The organism is Idiomarina sp. H2 (assembly GCF_004364275.1).
Taxonomy (GTDB): domain Bacteria; phylum Pseudomonadota; class Gammaproteobacteria; order Enterobacterales; family Alteromonadaceae; genus Idiomarina; species Idiomarina loihiensis.
In genome coordinates, this window is sequence record NZ_SNZY01000010.1 from 52,559 (window position 1) to 68,108 (window position 15,550).

16 protein-coding genes are annotated in these 15,550 nt (G+C 48.6%); 8 read left to right on the forward strand and 8 right to left on the reverse strand.

Translation table 11 applies throughout. From position 1 onward, the window contains the following. The first annotated feature begins 247 nt into the window (after positions 1 to 247). The 5 genes from DET62_RS12640 (at position 248) to srmB (ending at position 6,355) form a co-directional block, all read left to right on the forward strand. Positions 248 to 1,243 carry an ArsJ-associated glyceraldehyde-3-phosphate dehydrogenase gene (locus DET62_RS12640; protein WP_110014122.1) on the forward strand — a complete coding sequence of 332 codons (996 nt, stop codon included), beginning with the start codon at positions 248 to 250 and terminating at the stop codon, positions 1,241 to 1,243. Then, positions 1,243 to 2,454 carry an organoarsenical effux MFS transporter ArsJ gene (arsJ, locus tag DET62_RS12645; protein WP_110014123.1) on the forward strand — a complete coding sequence of 404 codons (1,212 nt, stop codon included), beginning with the start codon at positions 1,243 to 1,245 and terminating at the stop codon, positions 2,452 to 2,454. Before DET62_RS12640 ends, arsJ begins: the two co-directional genes overlap by 1 nt. Positions 2,455 to 2,734: 280 nt before the next feature. Continuing rightward, positions 2,735 to 4,225, forward strand: a complete 1,491-nt coding sequence (locus DET62_RS12650; protein WP_110014124.1) for a SulP family inorganic anion transporter — start codon at positions 2,735 to 2,737, stop codon at positions 4,223 to 4,225. Between the two features lie 17 nt (positions 4,226 to 4,242). Beyond that, positions 4,243 to 5,091 carry a universal stress protein gene (locus DET62_RS12655; protein WP_110014125.1) on the forward strand — a complete coding sequence of 283 codons (849 nt, stop codon included), beginning with the start codon at positions 4,243 to 4,245 and terminating at the stop codon, positions 5,089 to 5,091. Positions 5,092 to 5,125: 34 nt separating this feature from the next. Beyond that, positions 5,126 to 6,355: an ATP-dependent RNA helicase SrmB gene (gene srmB, locus DET62_RS12660; protein ID WP_011235359.1), complete on the forward strand. Its 1,230-nt coding sequence runs from the start codon at positions 5,126 to 5,128 to the stop codon at positions 6,353 to 6,355. Here srmB and DET62_RS12665 read toward each other — a convergent pair. The 4 genes from DET62_RS12665 to pomA all read right to left on the reverse strand — a co-directional run bounded on the left by DET62_RS12665 (position 6,352) and on the right by pomA (position 9,929). Further along, the gene (locus tag DET62_RS12665) at positions 6,352 to 6,684 is read right to left on the reverse strand and encodes a VanZ family protein (protein WP_011235360.1); all 333 of its coding nucleotides are present in this window, start codon (positions 6,682 to 6,684) and stop codon (positions 6,352 to 6,354) included. The two genes, srmB and DET62_RS12665, sit on opposite strands and share 4 nt — an antisense overlap. An 18-nt stretch (positions 6,685 to 6,702) precedes the next feature. Continuing rightward, on the reverse strand, positions 6,703 to 8,154 hold the full coding sequence (gene thiI, locus DET62_RS12670) for a tRNA uracil 4-sulfurtransferase ThiI (protein WP_110014126.1): 1,452 nt from the start codon (positions 8,152 to 8,154) through the stop codon (positions 6,703 to 6,705). Positions 8,155 to 8,220: 66 nt separating this feature from the next. After that, entirely contained in the window at positions 8,221 to 9,159 is a 939-nt protein-coding gene (locus DET62_RS12675; protein WP_110014127.1) for a flagellar motor protein MotB, read from the reverse strand. A gap of 2 nt (positions 9,160 to 9,161) precedes the next feature. Next, the gene (gene pomA / locus DET62_RS12680; protein WP_110014128.1) at positions 9,162 to 9,929 is read right to left on the reverse strand and encodes a flagellar motor protein PomA; all 768 of its coding nucleotides are present in this window, start codon (positions 9,927 to 9,929) and stop codon (positions 9,162 to 9,164) included. A gap of 202 nt (positions 9,930 to 10,131) precedes the next feature. Between pomA and DET62_RS12685 the strand changes: the two genes are divergently transcribed. Genes DET62_RS12685 through dxs form a run of 3 tightly spaced genes read left to right on the forward strand, consistent with a single transcriptional unit; the run spans position 10,132 to position 13,113 of the window. After that, positions 10,132 to 10,368 carry an exodeoxyribonuclease VII small subunit gene (locus DET62_RS12685; protein ID WP_011235364.1) on the forward strand — a complete coding sequence of 79 codons (237 nt, stop codon included), beginning with the start codon at positions 10,132 to 10,134 and terminating at the stop codon, positions 10,366 to 10,368. Continuing rightward, the gene (locus DET62_RS12690) at positions 10,365 to 11,252 is read left to right on the forward strand and encodes a farnesyl diphosphate synthase (RefSeq protein ID WP_110014129.1); all 888 of its coding nucleotides are present in this window, start codon (positions 10,365 to 10,367) and stop codon (positions 11,250 to 11,252) included. Before DET62_RS12685 ends, DET62_RS12690 begins: the two co-directional genes overlap by 4 nt. Positions 11,253 to 11,256: 4 nt before the next feature. Continuing rightward, the gene (gene dxs, locus DET62_RS12695) at positions 11,257 to 13,113 is read left to right on the forward strand and encodes a 1-deoxy-D-xylulose-5-phosphate synthase (RefSeq protein WP_110014130.1); all 1,857 of its coding nucleotides are present in this window, start codon (positions 11,257 to 11,259) and stop codon (positions 13,111 to 13,113) included. Positions 13,114 to 13,136: 23 nt separating this feature from the next. On the opposite strand, the gene DET62_RS12700 is transcribed toward dxs, so the two are convergent. Genes DET62_RS12700 through ribE form a run of 4 tightly spaced genes read right to left on the reverse strand, consistent with a single transcriptional unit; the run spans position 13,137 to position 15,536 of the window. After that, a complete protein-coding gene (locus DET62_RS12700) occupies positions 13,137 to 13,619 on the reverse strand; it encodes a phosphatidylglycerophosphatase A (protein WP_110014131.1) in 483 nt (160 codons plus the stop codon). A 23-nt stretch (positions 13,620 to 13,642) separates the two neighbouring features. Next, entirely contained in the window at positions 13,643 to 14,638 is a 996-nt protein-coding gene (gene thiL, locus DET62_RS12705; RefSeq protein WP_110014132.1) for a thiamine-phosphate kinase, read from the reverse strand. Positions 14,639 to 14,641: 3 nt separating this feature from the next. Beyond that, positions 14,642 to 15,061, reverse strand: coding sequence for a transcription antitermination factor NusB (gene nusB / locus DET62_RS12710; protein ID WP_011235369.1), 420 nt, complete (start codon positions 15,059 to 15,061; stop codon positions 14,642 to 14,644). Between the two features lie 10 nt (positions 15,062 to 15,071). Then, a complete protein-coding gene (gene ribE, locus DET62_RS12715; protein WP_011235370.1) occupies positions 15,072 to 15,536 on the reverse strand; it encodes a 6,7-dimethyl-8-ribityllumazine synthase in 465 nt (154 codons plus the stop codon). Between the last annotated feature and the right edge of the window lie 14 nt (positions 15,537 to 15,550).

Here is a 15,550-nt window from a genome sequence, read left to right on the forward strand (position 1 = left end):
AGATACTACTACTGACGTAATAACGGCAAGCTGAGTGCCGGAGGGGATATTGAACATTGAGCGCGCCGACGGTTACGGGAGCTACAGTGGAGGTGTGCAGCGCCATGGATGGCGCTGCCCAAGCCCTACAGGGATGTATTCACGGGCGTCCTCCGCAGTAGCTCCCGTAACCTCAGCGCTCTTGGTTCAATATCTCACCTGACGCAATAGCGTCAGGCTACGTCAGAAATACAAAAAGGAGTCTTTTATGACGATTAAGGTTGGAATTAACGGTTTGGGTCGTATTGGTCGTTTGGCGCTTCGCGTGGCATGGGAAAACCCTGACCTGGAAATTGTTCAGGTGAATGACCCCGGCGCTGATGCGGCTACTTTTGCACACTTGCTGAATTTTGACTCGGTGCATGGTCGCTGGGGCTATGAAGCCGAAGGTCAGGACAACGCCATTCAAATTGGTGATGAACGCATAGCTTTCACTCAACACAAAACCATTGCCGAGAACGACTGGAGTAGTTGTGATGTGGTTCTGGAAGCCTCCGGCAAAATGAAAACCGTGAAGGTGCTCAACGACTACCTGTCGCAAGGCGTTAAGCGTGTGGTGGTATCAGCTCCGGTCAAAGAGTCCGGCGCGCTGAACATTGTTTTGGGCGTTAACGACCACCTTTACGATCCGGAAAAGCATCAGATACTCACCGCCGCGTCCTGCACCACCAACTGTCTGGCACCTGTGGTCAAAGTACTGCAGGACAAAATTGGTATTAAGCACGCGTCAATTACCACCATTCACGATTTAACCAACACCCAGACCATTCTGGATGCACCACACAAAGACTTACGCCGTGCCCGTGCCTGCGGCATGAGCTTAATTCCTACATCTACCGGTTCAGCAACGGCCATTGTGGAAATTTTCCCGGAGCTGAAGGATAAAATCGACGGCCACGCAGTACGTGTACCTTTAGCAAACGCGTCATTAACCGACTGCGTGTTCGAAGTGAAGAAATCCACCAGCGTGGAGGAAATTAATGGCTGGATGAAAGAGGCCGCCGAAGGCGAACTCAAAGGCATTCTGGGATATGAAGAGCGTCCGTTAGTATCAATAGATTACAAAACCGACCCTCGCTCAAGCATAGTCGATGCTCTGTCGACTAAGGTTATTAACGGCACGCACGTGAAAATTTATGCCTGGTACGACAATGAATGGGGTTATGCCAACCGCGCAGTTGAACTGGTGGAAAAAGTCGGCTAATGCTCAGTCAGCTGTCGCCGGCTATACGCCAATACTTAATTGTTACGGGTAACTACTGGGCTTTTACGCTGACTGACGGCGCGCTGCGCATGCTGGTGGTGCTGCACTTCCACCAGTTGGGTTACAGTGCGCTGGAAGTGGCTATGCTGTTTCTGTTCTACGAGTTTTTCGGCATAGTCACTAACTTATTTGGTGGCTGGCTGGGGGCTCGTTGGGGGCTCAATCGCACCATGAACATTGGGCTCGGTATACAGATTGTGGCGCTTGCCATGCTGCTGGTACCGGGTTCTATGCTCACCGTCATTTGGGTGATGGCCGCACAGGCGTTGTCTGGCATTGCCAAAGATCTCAATAAAATGAGCGCCAAAAGCACCATTAAACTGCTGGTGCCGGATGACAAACAAGGCCAGCTGTATAAGTGGGTCGCCATACTCACTGGCTCAAAAAACACCTTAAAAGGCGTTGGCTTTTTCCTTGGTGGTTTACTGCTCACGTTAATTGGCTTCCAGGGTGCGGTGCTGGCCATGGCGGTTATGCTTAGCCTGGTCTGGGTAGTCAGTTTAATTTTCCTGAAAAAAGAGTCAGGCAAAGCAAAGTTCAAGCCTAAGTTTAAGGACATTTTATCCAAAAGCCGGCCTATCAATATTTTATCGGGGGCTCGTTTCTTACTCTTTGGCGCACGCGACGTCTGGTTTGTGGTGGCCTTACCGGTGTTCTTAGCCAGCCAGCTGGACTGGAACCACTGGCAAGTCGGCAGCTTTTTAGCCTTGTGGGTTATTGGCTATGGCTTTGTACAAAGTGTTGCGCCTAAATTCACAAAAACGGGCAATGACGTACCTAAAACTCAGGCCGTGGTATGGAATGCGTTACTGACTCTGAGTCCACTCGCGCTTGCTCTGGCCCTGTGGCAGGGCTTACCTGTTACCCAGAGCATTATTATTGGTTTAGGCTTGTTCGGCATTCTGTTTGCCATTAACTCGTCGCTGCACAGTTACCTTATTGTCTCTTATTCTCGCGCCGACGGGGTGTCTTTGGACGTAGGCTTTTACTACATGGCCAACGCAGCCGGGCGTCTAATGGGTACCGTTTTATCCGGCTGGGTGTATCAGCAATGGGGGCTGGTTGCTTGCCTAATGATATCAACACTGTTATTGCTATTATCCACGGCAGCAATTAGCTTTTTGCCCGAGCGGGAGCAGCATCGCGTCTGATATGTCGTAGCCTGACATTTATGTCAGGTGCGATATCTGACCTGACGTAAATGTCAGGCTACGCCGATGTGGAAATCACTTGTAGTTGGCACATTTTATGCTAAAATTCGCGCTCTTTTTTTGACCAGCCTCAAACCATAAGGAGCCACCTACGTGCTGACGCGTATTACGCCACCCTAGCCGTCACTTTCCTGTCACAGGTGCGCAGTAGGCTGTTCTCTGCTTTTCTGGCCATTCCGGCCGCTTTATAATTACGATTAAAATTTGGTGTTATCTATCTATGTTGAAGTCTATCCAGCAGAACTGGTTTTCTAATATACGTGGTGATTTGTTGTCAGGTATTGTGGTCGCTTTAGCGCTTATTCCTGAAGCCATCGCATTCTCTATCATCGCCGGCGTTGACCCTAAAGTGGGCCTGTATGCCTCTTTCTGTATTGCCGTTGTTATTGCTTTTACCGGCGGTCGTCCGGGGATGATATCTGCCGCAACCGCCGCCATGGCCTTGCTTATGGCGTCGCTGGTCAAAGAGCATGGGCTTGAGTACTTGTTAGCGGCCACCTTACTGACCGGGTTGCTGCAAATTGCTGCCGGCTACCTTAAACTGGACGAGCTGATGCGCTTCGTCTCGCGCTCGGTGGTCACCGGTTTCGTAAATGCTCTGGCCATTCTGATTTTTATGGCGCAGTTGCCCGAGCTAACTGACGTAACCTGGCATGTATACGCAATGACAGCTGCTGGCCTAGCCATTATTTACGGCTTCCCTTACATACCTTTCATTGGGAAAATACTGCCCTCTCCGCTGATTTGTATTGTATCCCTAACTATCGTCGCCGTATTCTTAGGTTTGGATATTCGTACCGTTGGTGATATGGGTAAATTGCCGGACACCCTGCCTATTTTCTTATGGCCTGACGTTCCGTTAAACTTCGAAACCTTAGCTATTATCTTCCCTTACTCGGCGGCGCTTGCGGTAGTAGGCTTACTTGAGTCCATGATGACAGCAACTATTGTCGACGACTTAACCGATACCCCCAGCGACAAGAACCGCGAATGTAAAGGTCAGGGCATTGCTAATATAGGGTCAGGTTTGCTCGGCGGTATGGCCGGTTGCGCCATGATTGGTCAGTCCATTATTAATGTGAAATCAGGCGGTCGTACACGGTTGTCTACACTAGTTGCCGGTATCTTCCTGCTGATTATGGTTCTGGTTCTGGACAAACTGCTAGTGCAAATCCCCATGGCGGCGTTGGTTGCCGTAATGATCATGGTCTCTATAGGTACCTTTAGCTGGAGTTCCATTAAGAACTTAAAGAAACATCCGCTGTCCACCAATATTGTCATGGTTACGACAGTTGCAGTCGTTGTTGCAACGCATAACCTGGCTTATGGTGTATTGGTTGGTGTGCTGCTGGCTGCTATGTTCTTTGCTAACAAAATTGGACACTACCTGTACATTAAGTCAGAGATTGACTCTGACGGCATAAAACGCACTTATCGGGTCATTGGTCAGGTGTTTTTCAGCTCATCTGAAAAGTTTCTTGGCGCATTTGATTTCAAAGAAGGGGTTGAGCAGGTTGTCATCGACCTCAGTCAGGCCCATTTCTGGGATATCACCGCCGTCGATGCACTTGACCGTGCTGTAGTAAAATTCCGCCGTGAAGGTGCTGAAGTGGAAGTTATAGGGCTTAATGAAGCCAGCGCGACCATCGTTGATCGCTTTGGCGTACATGACAAACCCGACGCTGTCGATAAGCTGATGGGCGGGCACTAATGGAAAAGGATTTAATAATGAAACATGTTGTTGCTTGTATTGATGGTTCTGCGTCAACTCAATCTGTCTGTGATTACGCCAGTTGGGCAGCATTACGCTTACAAACGCCATTAACGCTTTTTCATGTTCTGGACGAAGCGCGTTACCCCACCGAGACTAATATGACAGGTAACATCGGCTTAGGTAGCAAAGAGGCTCTGCTCGAGCAATTAGCTGAGCTTGATCAGCAGCGCAGCAAGTTAGCCTTAGAGCAAGGCCACCACATGCTGGAAAGTGCCAAATTGCGCGCGATACAAAGTGGCGTCGAACATATCAACTTACGCCAACGACACGGCGACCTGGCCGAATCCTTATTAGAAGTTGAGGATTCAATGAGACTGCTTGTTATGGGTCTCCACGGCGAAGAGACGACCCGTACAAATCGCGTTGGAAGCCAACTTGAAACCGTTGTAAGAACCATGCATAAACCTATTCTGGTCGCACCTGAAGAATTTACTCAACCTAAAAATGTGATGTTAGCATTCGACGGCAGTGATTCTTCCCGTAAAGGTATTCGCATGCTTGCGGAAAGCCCTATTTTCAGAGGCCTTCCGTTACATTTGGTTATGGTCGGAGCTGATACCAACGACAGTCGCGCGTCCATCGAAGCAGCATCTAACCACTTGCGGGAGCTGGGACATAATGCGCGATTTGAAATACGCTCAGGCGAAGTTGAGCCTGCACTTCATGCGTACCAGGAAGAGCACAATATTGACCTTCTGGTGATGGGAGCTTATGGTCACTCGCGTATTCGTCAGTTTTTAGTAGGCAGCACCACAACTAGCCTGCTACAGACAACTAACTCCGCTTTATTGCTGCTACGTTAATTGCAGCAGACAAGATGATTTCAAGGAAAATAACATGACGCCAGACTGGGAAGAGTTTGATCTCGATGACCGCTTAATTGCGGTTCTTCGCGATGCTGAACTGAACAAACCAGCAAAAGTACAACAACAGAGTATTCCTGCCGCCCTGGATGGTCGCGACTTACTTATTAGTGCACCGACCGGAACAGGTAAAACTTTGGCTTTCCTGCTGCCAGCACTGCAACATTTGCTGGATTTTCCGCGTCAACAACCAGGACCAGCTCGTATACTGGTATTGGCTCCAACCCGCGAATTAGCTGAACAAATCCATGAACAGGCTAAACAGTTTGAGGCCAAAACCGGGTTAACCTCTGTGGTTGTCACCGGAGGCATCAACTATGGTTCTCAGTTGTCGGTATTAGAGAAGACACACGACATACTGGTTGCGACACCGGGTCGACTAATGGACTTACTTGAAGCCGAACAGTACAACCTGGAAGGCATTGAGTGGCTGATTATTGATGAAGCCGACCGTATGCTGGATATGGGTTTTGCCGCAACGGTCAAAGAAATGGCTCTGCAGGCACGTCATCGTCAGCAGTCATTGCTACTGTCAGCAACGCTGAATAGCTCCGGCGTGATTAAATTTTCCCGCGAGTTATTAACCGAACCCGAGTACATTGATGTGCAGCCTCCCAAACGTGAGCGCGGTAAAATTCTTCAGTGGGTTCATTTAGCGGATACCGACGAACATAAGCGAAAACTGTTAATGAGCGTGCTTCAAGCGCACCCCGGGCGGCAGTTTGTCTTTGTCAGAACACGTGAACGCGTAGAGCTTATTGCAAACTTTCTGCGCAGCCAGTTTGGTACCGGCCGTAAAATTGTGACACTGCGGGGCGATATGCCGCAAAGTGATCGTCAGCGCATTATGAACGAGCTTAAACAAACGACGGAAATTACCTTAGTTGCTACTGATATTGCAGCGCGAGGGCTGGATGTAGACGACATCACTTTGGTGGTTAATTATGACCTTCCTAAGCAAGCTGATGTTTATCTGCACCGAATTGGGCGCACAGCCCGCGGCGGACAAAAAGGAACGGCCGTATCGCTGGTAGAAGCACATGATGCTTTATTACTGGGGCGTGTCGAGCGTTACCTGGACGCCAAACTAGACAGACGAACTATTGAAGGGTTAAAACCTCAATATAAGTTTCCGTCGACAGAAAAGTCCCGCTCGAAGAAAAAAGTGAAGAAGAAAACGGATAAAAAGAAGAAGTCGCGTTAACGCGACTTCTTGCTTAGTAAATGGTGCAAAATAAAATAAGCTACAACGCCACTGGCATCCGCTAACCAATCGTAAACATCGGCACTACGGCCAGGCGCATAAGACTGGGCTATTTCTATTAAAAAGCCGTAGCAAACTAAAATCAGTAACGACAGTTTAGCCGACAACGCAAAAGCTCTGTGAAACGTCAGTGCTAAGACAAAAAAGATTCCAAAGTGAACCAACTTATCCAGGTGCGGAATGCTCTGAGCTCCGGTACTTGGAAACTGCCACAAAAACAGAAAGGTGGCTGTCGATAACACAACAAAAAATAGGGCTCTTGCCAGCATAGTTTACTTCTCTCTAAATTAGGGCTTATAAACCGATACGTTGTTATAACCATTTTCGTGCAATAACAAAGCCTGCATCCGGCTCATAATTCCTTGATCACAGTACAGCAAGTATTCCCGGCTTTGATCCAGTTCAGCAAACTGAGAGGCTAACTTGAAAAATGGAATTTCAATAACCTCAACTTCTACTGACAAGGGTGCTGCTTCAATTTCTTCATCGTTTCGAATATCTATGATGGTTGTGTCGGTACTGAGTTCCGTTGTGGTATCCGGCAGCGCCAGTTCTGCATCTGTTTGCGTCGCTATATCCTGCATGCTCAGTACGTTTGACGCCCGTACCACCTGATCGAGTAAATCTTTGTTAAGCTTCGCTTCTTCGGCTTCGATAACCGCCGGAATGGCTTTAACCGTGGGCTTATTAGAAATAACGCCACAATATTCAGGAATGGATTTAGCCAATGGTTCGGTGCCAATGCGCTTTGCCTCGTCCACAATTTCCTGTTTGTCTTTGGTTATTAGCGGGCGTAAAACCAGCGCCGATGTCGCCTGATCAATCACTTTTAAATTGGACAGGGTCTGACTGGATACCTGCCCCATAGCTTCACCCGTTACCAGCGCCTGCGCTTTGACATAACGAGCGACTTTATCCGCAGCCCGCAGCATTTGCCGTTTTAGCACAACACCCATCTGGCCGTTATCGACGTTTGTCAGAATGTCATCAACAATAGGGGCAAAATCAACACTAATAAACTTAATGGGGTGCGAGGAGCTGTAGCGCTTCCACAGGTAATAGGCTATTTGACGCACAGCCACTTCATGGGCGTCGCCGCCTAAATTAAAAAAGCAAAAGTGAGTCCGCGCGCCGCGCCGGATAAAATCATAGGTTGCAACGCCAGAATCAAAACCACCACTTAACAATGACAGTACGGTTTCCTGAGTAGGAATAGGAAAACCACCTAAGCCATTCACTCGCTCCCCAACCAAATGAACAATCTGATTAGTAATTTGCAGTGCAATATCCAGGTCCGGATTAGAAAGGTTTACAGAAGTATCCGGAACACGCTCCAGCAAATAACCACCAACATAGCGTTCTAACTGCTGTGAATTAAATTCGTGGTTACCTTTACGTTTAACCCGCATAGCAAAACTTTTTCCCGGTAAACGCTTTAACCAGTGCTCACCAACTAACTCGGCAATAGCATCAAAATCGGTTAGCGGCCGCTCTATAACTTCGGCAAACCAGGAAATACCGGGGGTGTTTTGCAGAATCTCTTTGATTTCACTACGCACCTGAGAGTCGTCGCCATCAGCAGAAACTTCGATGCGATCCCACAGCCATTTGACGTATATCGAGTCATCGACCGGAGCCAGAATTTTACGCAGGTTATTGGTCAGTACTTTACCGTAACGCTTACGAACAGAACGGCTTTTAATGGTAATTTCAGCGTGCAGGCGAACAACAAACTTCATAGCTAAATCGTCAAGTCTTTAGGAAAGTGGGCAATTATACGTGTCCTGCCCGGCAGAAACCAGCGCTCAGTCTATTACATCAACCGGGTCAGATTCTGCCGCTTTACCCTGCATGACCGATATTTCAACACGACGGTTTCGCTTACGGTTCTCTTCCGAGTTATTCGGCACCAACGGTTTCGTGTCGGAGTAACCCATCACCACCAGCCGATCTTCGCTAAAGCCATCCACTTTCAGCATTTCTTCCGCAACAGCAACGGCACGCTTACTGGAGAGATCCCAGTCTGATGAGTAGATTTCCGATACCAGCTTTTCATTATCACTATGGCCAGAAATAGTGACCTCACCCGGAATATCTTTCAGCGCCCCGGCGACCTGCTGAATAATAGGCCGGAACTGTGGCTGCAAAAATGCAGACCCCTCTGGGAATGAACCTTGTTCACGTATGCGAATAATAATTTGCTGACCGTGTTGCTCAAGCTCAATCGTACCGGCTTTAATCTCATTCTCAAGCTGCTGTTCGATACGACGCATAAGCTCCTTAGATACTTGCGTCATAGCTTCCGTATTTTCTGCCTTCGCCTCTTTTGCGTCTTCTGCGCTGTCGGATTCCTGACCGCCACGCTCGGTTTGCTGACCACCGGCAAAATCGGACTCACCTTCCTGGAACTCCAGCATCTGCTGAGTCATTTCCACGGTCTGCTGCTGAATAGTTTCAATTGGCGTTGGTTCAGGCCGCCCGGGGCGGAATTCCTGGGCAATAACACTGGTACCCTTAGGAATGTCTTTCACTTCAATTTTATTCTGCACGCCCAAAGCGTACTTCATTGAACCGGCTATTTGCTTAAACTTCAGCACGTCCATTTCGGAGAAAGCCAACAACAGCACGAAGAAGCACATGAGCAAGGTCATGAGATCGGCAAAGGTTGCCATCCACATAGGCAATCCCGCTGGCGGACAGTTGCAGTCCTCTTCTTCTTCGTCTCTGACTTTCTCTGAGGCCATAACTACTCGTCCTCATCCTCGTTACCAATACGCTTAGATTCAGCTAAGTAATTACGTAAAATACCTTCAATGACACGAGGGTTCTGACCGTCCTGAATACCTAAAATGGCGTCCAGTATCAATTGCCGGTTCAGCTTTTCCTGTTCGGCCCGTAGCACTAACTTATTAGCAATAGGAATGGCAATAACGTTGGCTAAAAAGGCACCATAAAGGGTTGTTAACAAAGCAACGGCCATGGCAGGGCCTATAGCTTTGGGGTCATCCATATTAGATAGCATAGCAACCAGGCCAATCAGGGTACCAATCATACCCATAGCCGGGGCGACATCGCTCAGTATTTTAAATACACGGGCACCCTCTTCGTGGCGGGCAAAACTCATCTTTATGTCTTTTGACAAGGTTTGGCGGACAACTTCGGCATCGTGGCCATCAACCAGCATGTCTACGCCTTTACGAAAAAACTTATTCGGAATTTCCGCTTCTTCTAGTGCCAGAAAGCCACCTTTACGCGCCGAATCAGCCATTTCCACAGCCGTGTCGATAAGCTCTTGCGGGTGTTCAATTTTAAAGAAAAACGCCTTAACGACCACTTTCCCCGTGCCCAGAAACTGGCCCAGAGAAAAGTTCGCTAAGGTTATAAATAATGAACCGCCGAATACGATAAAGAATGAGCGAGTATCCAGAAACAGACCAATATCCCCACCCAGAACCATAGCAACAATGACAAAGCCAACGGCACCGATAATTCCTACGAGCGTTGCTATATCCACTCAGCCTTCCTCCCCGATTTGAGTTTTCATTTATGCTGCTGTGCTCATTCTTAAACAATCGCGCCGCGCTTACAAGCGACATCTGTTCATCTTACACAGGAATAATGAGATCATCGGCTGACATTCCGGATTCTTTATCGGATAATTAGCTTTCATTCTATTAGCAATGCGGCTCATCAAAGATATTAAGGCAGACTCAGCTATGGCAGACGAACAGAAACAGCAATCCTTTGAACAGGCTCTGGAGCAGCTAGAACAGCTGGTTAATGAACTGGAGCAAGGCGATTTACCGCTTGAGCAATCGCTGAAAAAATTTGAGCAAGCCATTGCCTTGTCACGCTCCAGCCAGCAACAACTGCAACAAGCCGAACAAAAAGTAACAACTTTGTTGGCTGAGCAGCAATCTGGAAATGATGAAAGCAATGGAGAACTGATGTGACGATTAACTCGTTAACAGCAGCAACACGAGAACAAGTCGATACCTTCCTACAGCAAACGCTTGCGCAGTTAACCCTGAACCCGCGGCTGAGCCAGGCCATGCAGCACGGAGTGTTAATGGGCGGAAAACGTATTCGCCCCTATCTGCTGATGACCGTTGCCAACATTTGTGGCGCCAATAAGAATGACGCTCTGCAAGCCGCTGCCGCTGTTGAGTTGATACATGCTTATTCTTTAATTCATGACGACTTGCCAGCAATGGATGATGACGATTTACGCCGTGGTCAGCCAACTTGCCACATTGCTTACGACGAGGCGACAGCGATTTTAGCCGGAGATGCGCTACAGACACTGGCTTTCGAAGTCTTAACCGAAAACCGTATGGAGCGGTTGCCCAGTGAACGGCAGTTGCAATTGGTTCAGGTACTGGCTAAAGCCAGCGGTGCACGCGGAATGTGTGCGGGTCAGGCAATAGATTTACAGGCGACAGCTAAAATCGTCACTGAAGACGCACTAGAACAAATGCATTTAAGTAAAACCGGCGCGCTGATAACCGCCGCCGCCACTATGGGTGTATTGTGCGGTAATGACAATGCACAACAATGGCGGGAAAAATTTGAGCAGTTCGCTCATTATCTGGGGCTGGCATTTCAGGTACAGGATGATATCCTCGACGTAACAGGTAATACTGAAGCTCTGGGCAAACCTCAGGGGTCAGATACCGCGTCTGAAAAATCAACTTACGTGCGTTTGCTCGGTATTGAAGGTGCTCAGCAACGCCTGCAAAACTTACACCATAAAGCACTACAGTCGTTAAGCGATATCCCTTACAATACAGACAGACTTGAACAATTTTCCGACTTGCTGTTAAAGCGGGACCACTAACTGAATGACTCAACAATATCCGTTACTTGATAAAATTAATTCCCCCGCTGACCTGCGCCGTTTACCACGGACGCAATTGCCGGAACTGTGCGCAGAAATTAGACAGTTTTTATTGACCTCAGTGAGCCAAAGCAGCGGCCATCTGGCGTCAGGTTTAGGCACCGTAGAGCTGACGGTTGCCCTGCATTATGTGTATCACACACCAGAGGACAAGCTGGTTTGGGACGTTGGCCATCAGGCTTACCCGCATAAAATACTGACCGGGCGTAAACAACGGTTGCACTCTATTCGTCAAAAAGACGGGCTTCACCCTTTCCCCTGGCGTGAAGAAAGTGAATACGACGTGCTCTCAGTCGGGCATTCAAGTACGTCTATATCAGCAGCTTTAGGAATGGCGGTCGCAGCGCAAAGACAAAGCCTTCGACAGAAAGTTGTCTCTATTATCGGTGACGGTGCAATGACCGCAGGTATGGCATTTGAAGCCATGAATCATGCCGGTGATATAAAACCAGATATGCTGGTCGTGCTGAACGACAATGACATGTCTATTTCAGAAAACGTTGGTGCTTTGAACCATCATTTTGCCCGCTTATTGTCAGGTCGCTTTTATACCTCGCTGCGCGAAGGCAGCAAAAAATTACTTAGCCCGCTGCCTCATATTCGCCATTTTGCCAGCCGTGCCGAAGAGCACATGAAGGGCATGATGGCACCGGGCACCATTTTCGAAGAGCTGGGGTTCAATTATATAGGCCCGATAGACGGCCATGATGTCGATACGCTGGTTGATACGTTATCGAACATGCGCGGTTTAGGTGGCCCACAATTGCTGCACATTGTGACGCAAAAAGGCAAAGGTTACCGGCCTGCAGAAAAAGATCCTATTGGCTACCATGGTGTACCAAAGTTTGATCCTACAGAGTCCAGCCTGCCTGAAAAAGCACCAGGTATTCCCAGCTATTCTGAAATTTTTGGTCAATGGCTGTGCGATACCGCAGGTAACGACAAGTCACTTATGGCCATAACACCGGCTATGCGTGAAGGCTCCGGTATGGTGAAGTTTTCACAGCAATTTCCGCAACAGTACTTTGATGTAGCTATTGCTGAGCAGCACAGTGTGACTTACGCAGCGGGTCTGGCTATTTCAGGACTGAAGCCTGTTGTCGCCATTTACTCCACCTTTTTACAGCGCGGTTATGATCAGCTCATTCACGATGTCGCTCTGCAAAACCTTGATGTGCTCTTCGCCATTGACCGTGCCGGTATTGTCGGTGCCGATGGCCCCACTCACCAGGGCGCATTTGACTTAAGTTACCTTCGTTGCATACCGAATATGGTGGTAATGGCTCCCAGCAATGAGCAAGAATGTCTGGACATGCTAACCACGGGTTATCAACACAAAGGCCCGGCTGCGGTTCGTTACCCCCGTGGAGCCGGCGTTGGTCTGGAGCTTCGTCAGGGTAAAGTTATTGATATAGGGAAAGCTCAAACCCTTACTGAAGGGCAGAATATTGCTTTCCTTAATTTTGGTACCCTGCTGCCTGAAGTAGAAGCGGCGGCAGCCAAATTTAATGCCACCGTTGTCGATATGCGTTTCGTAAAACCTCTGGACACAGCTTGTCTGGACCAGTTAATGACAACCCATTCAGTGCTGGTAACTGTAGAGGAAAATGTTATAGCAGGCGGCGCAGGCAGTGCCGTGAGCGAATACGTAGCCCAACACAAAACAAGCCCGCAAGTACTAACAATAGGCTTACCGGACGAATTTATTAAACATGGTTCGCAAGGTGAAGTTCGTGCCGAACTGGGTCTGGATGCCGCAGGTATTGAGCGGCAGGTGAATGACTTTATTAAGAAAAACTGAAGTATGACAAGGTCAGGTTTGCTTTAGCCCAGCAGGCCTGACAGCCACCAGCCTAAATGCAGTAATACCGCCGAGAAAATACCCGCCAGCACGTCATCCATCATAATACCGTTGCCGCCACTTAGCTTTTTATCTGCCCAGCCAATTGGGCCGGGTTTCCAGATATCAAAAATACGAAACAACACAAACGCCGACAGCAACCAAAAAGGCTCTACAGGCAATGCGAACATGGCAACGGCATAGCCAACTATTTCATCCCAGACAATTGAAGGGTGGTCGTGCTCACCCATCGCCTTCGCGGTATACTGACATATCCAAATACCGGCCAGCGTCATGACCACCAGAGCCAGCAAATATTCCCACCAGTTAAGTGGAGCTAATAAAAAAACGGCCGGAATACCAATAAGTGTTCCAAAGGTACCCGGCGCTTTAGGAGCAAGACCGGAGCCAAAACCCAACGCAAGCCAATGTATGGGGTTAAACCATGAAAGTTTCGCATGAGACATGGACTTGTGGCTCCTTAAATCTCTTATTTAGTGGCTTCGTTCTGCGGAAAGTGATTAAAGCTACTATAACCCTCAGCCAGCAACCAGTCTTCGCCATTATAGCGCAACTGAGTGTCACCGGATTCACCGTTCGCTACGCGACCAATACATACCGGTCGGGTCTTAAGGTGCGTGGTTAAGGTTTCCATACGCCCCCGATGTTCCTCGGGCAAGGTAAAGCAAAGCTCGTAGTCGTCTCCGGCGGTCAAAGCCAAAGCAAGTGCGTCATCCACCTGAAGTGTTTCGGTTAACGCCAGTGACAGCGGCAGCTTTTCCAGCTGCAGTTGCGCCTGAGTGCCGGCTTCTGTCATTAAATGCCTTAAATCGGCCAGCAGACCGTCAGAAATATCAATGCAGGAACTTGCTACGCCTCGCAGACTTTGCCCTAAAGCGACTCTGGGGGTGGGGTAATGCAGGCGCTCTATCACCTGCTGCAAATGTCGTCCGGTTGTGCTCACTTTATTTTGCGTAACCTGCAAGCCTAGGCCAGCATCACCTAAAGAGCCGCTGACATAAATCCAGTCGCCCGCCTTTGCCCCGGAACGCGGTATCGCGCTGCCCGAAGGCAGTTGTCCATGAGCTGTAATAGTTATTGTCAGCGGGCCTTTGGTTGTGTCGCCGCCAATTAACTGGCAATCGTAATAACTGCAAATTTCATCCAGGCCACCACTAAATTCCTGTAGCCAGTCTTCGTCCATACGAGGAAGCGTCAAAGCCAGACTGATCCAGCACGGCTGAGCGCCCATAGCCGCTAAGTCGCTTAAATTGACGGCAACACTTTTATGACCAATAGCACGGGGTGGCGTGGTCATATCAAAATGCACACCTTCAACCAGAGTATCGGTAACAATGACCAGGTCATGCTCAGGCATTGGCCGGACAACAGCGCCGTCATCTCCAATGCCCATAGCAACATCGCCCCGTTTTGCGGAGCGATGAGTGAAGTATTCATTAATTAGCGAAAATTCATCGCGAGGCATAAGTTACTGCCTGGTTGGGCGGAAAGTGTCTACTGCTTTATCGAGTACGCCGTTGACAAAACGATGGCTTTCATCGGCACCAAAAGATTTAGCCAGCTCTATTGCTTCGTTGATAGCAACTTTATAAGGTACATCAACGCGTTCACGCAACTCATAAGCCGCCAGTCGAAGAACAGCCAGTTCAATAGGGTCAAGCTCTTTAATCGGTCTGTCTAAAAACGGTTCCAGCGCTTCATCCAGTGTCCGGTAATGCCCGCCAACACCACGGACTAACTCTAAAAAGTAGTCAACGTCCACTTTGCTGGTGTCATTTTCCGTTAAAAATTGAGCCTCAATATCGCTAAAGCTGTTTTGCGATAGCTGCCATGAGTAAATTGCTTGCACGGCCAACTTGCGGGCCTTTCTTCTTGCTGCGGGTTTCATTTGAAGTATCTCAGAGTTGTTTCAGTACATTGACCATTTCAAGCGCGCTTAATGCGGCTTCCGAGCCTTTATTTCCGGCTTTAGAACCACTGCGCTCAATGGCTTGTTCCAGCGTATCGGTAGTGATAACACCAAATGCGACAGGTAAATCAAACTCGGTCGCAACCCGGCCTAAACCACTATTACATTCACCGGCAACAAACTCGAAGTGTGGTGTTCCACCGCGAATAACCGCACCGACCGCAATAATTGCGTCATACTTACCAGAGCTGGCCAGACGTTTCGCCGTTACCGGCATTTCATAAGCACCGGGAACACGCACAACGGTTATATCGTCGTCCGCTACTTCGCCATAATGCTTTAATGTCTGCACAGCACCGTCTAATAAGCTTTCAACCATAAAATGGTTAAAGCGAGAAACGATAATGGCAAACTTTTTACCAGCCGCGTTTATTCCACCTTCAATTACCTGCATGAGTTTTCCTTATT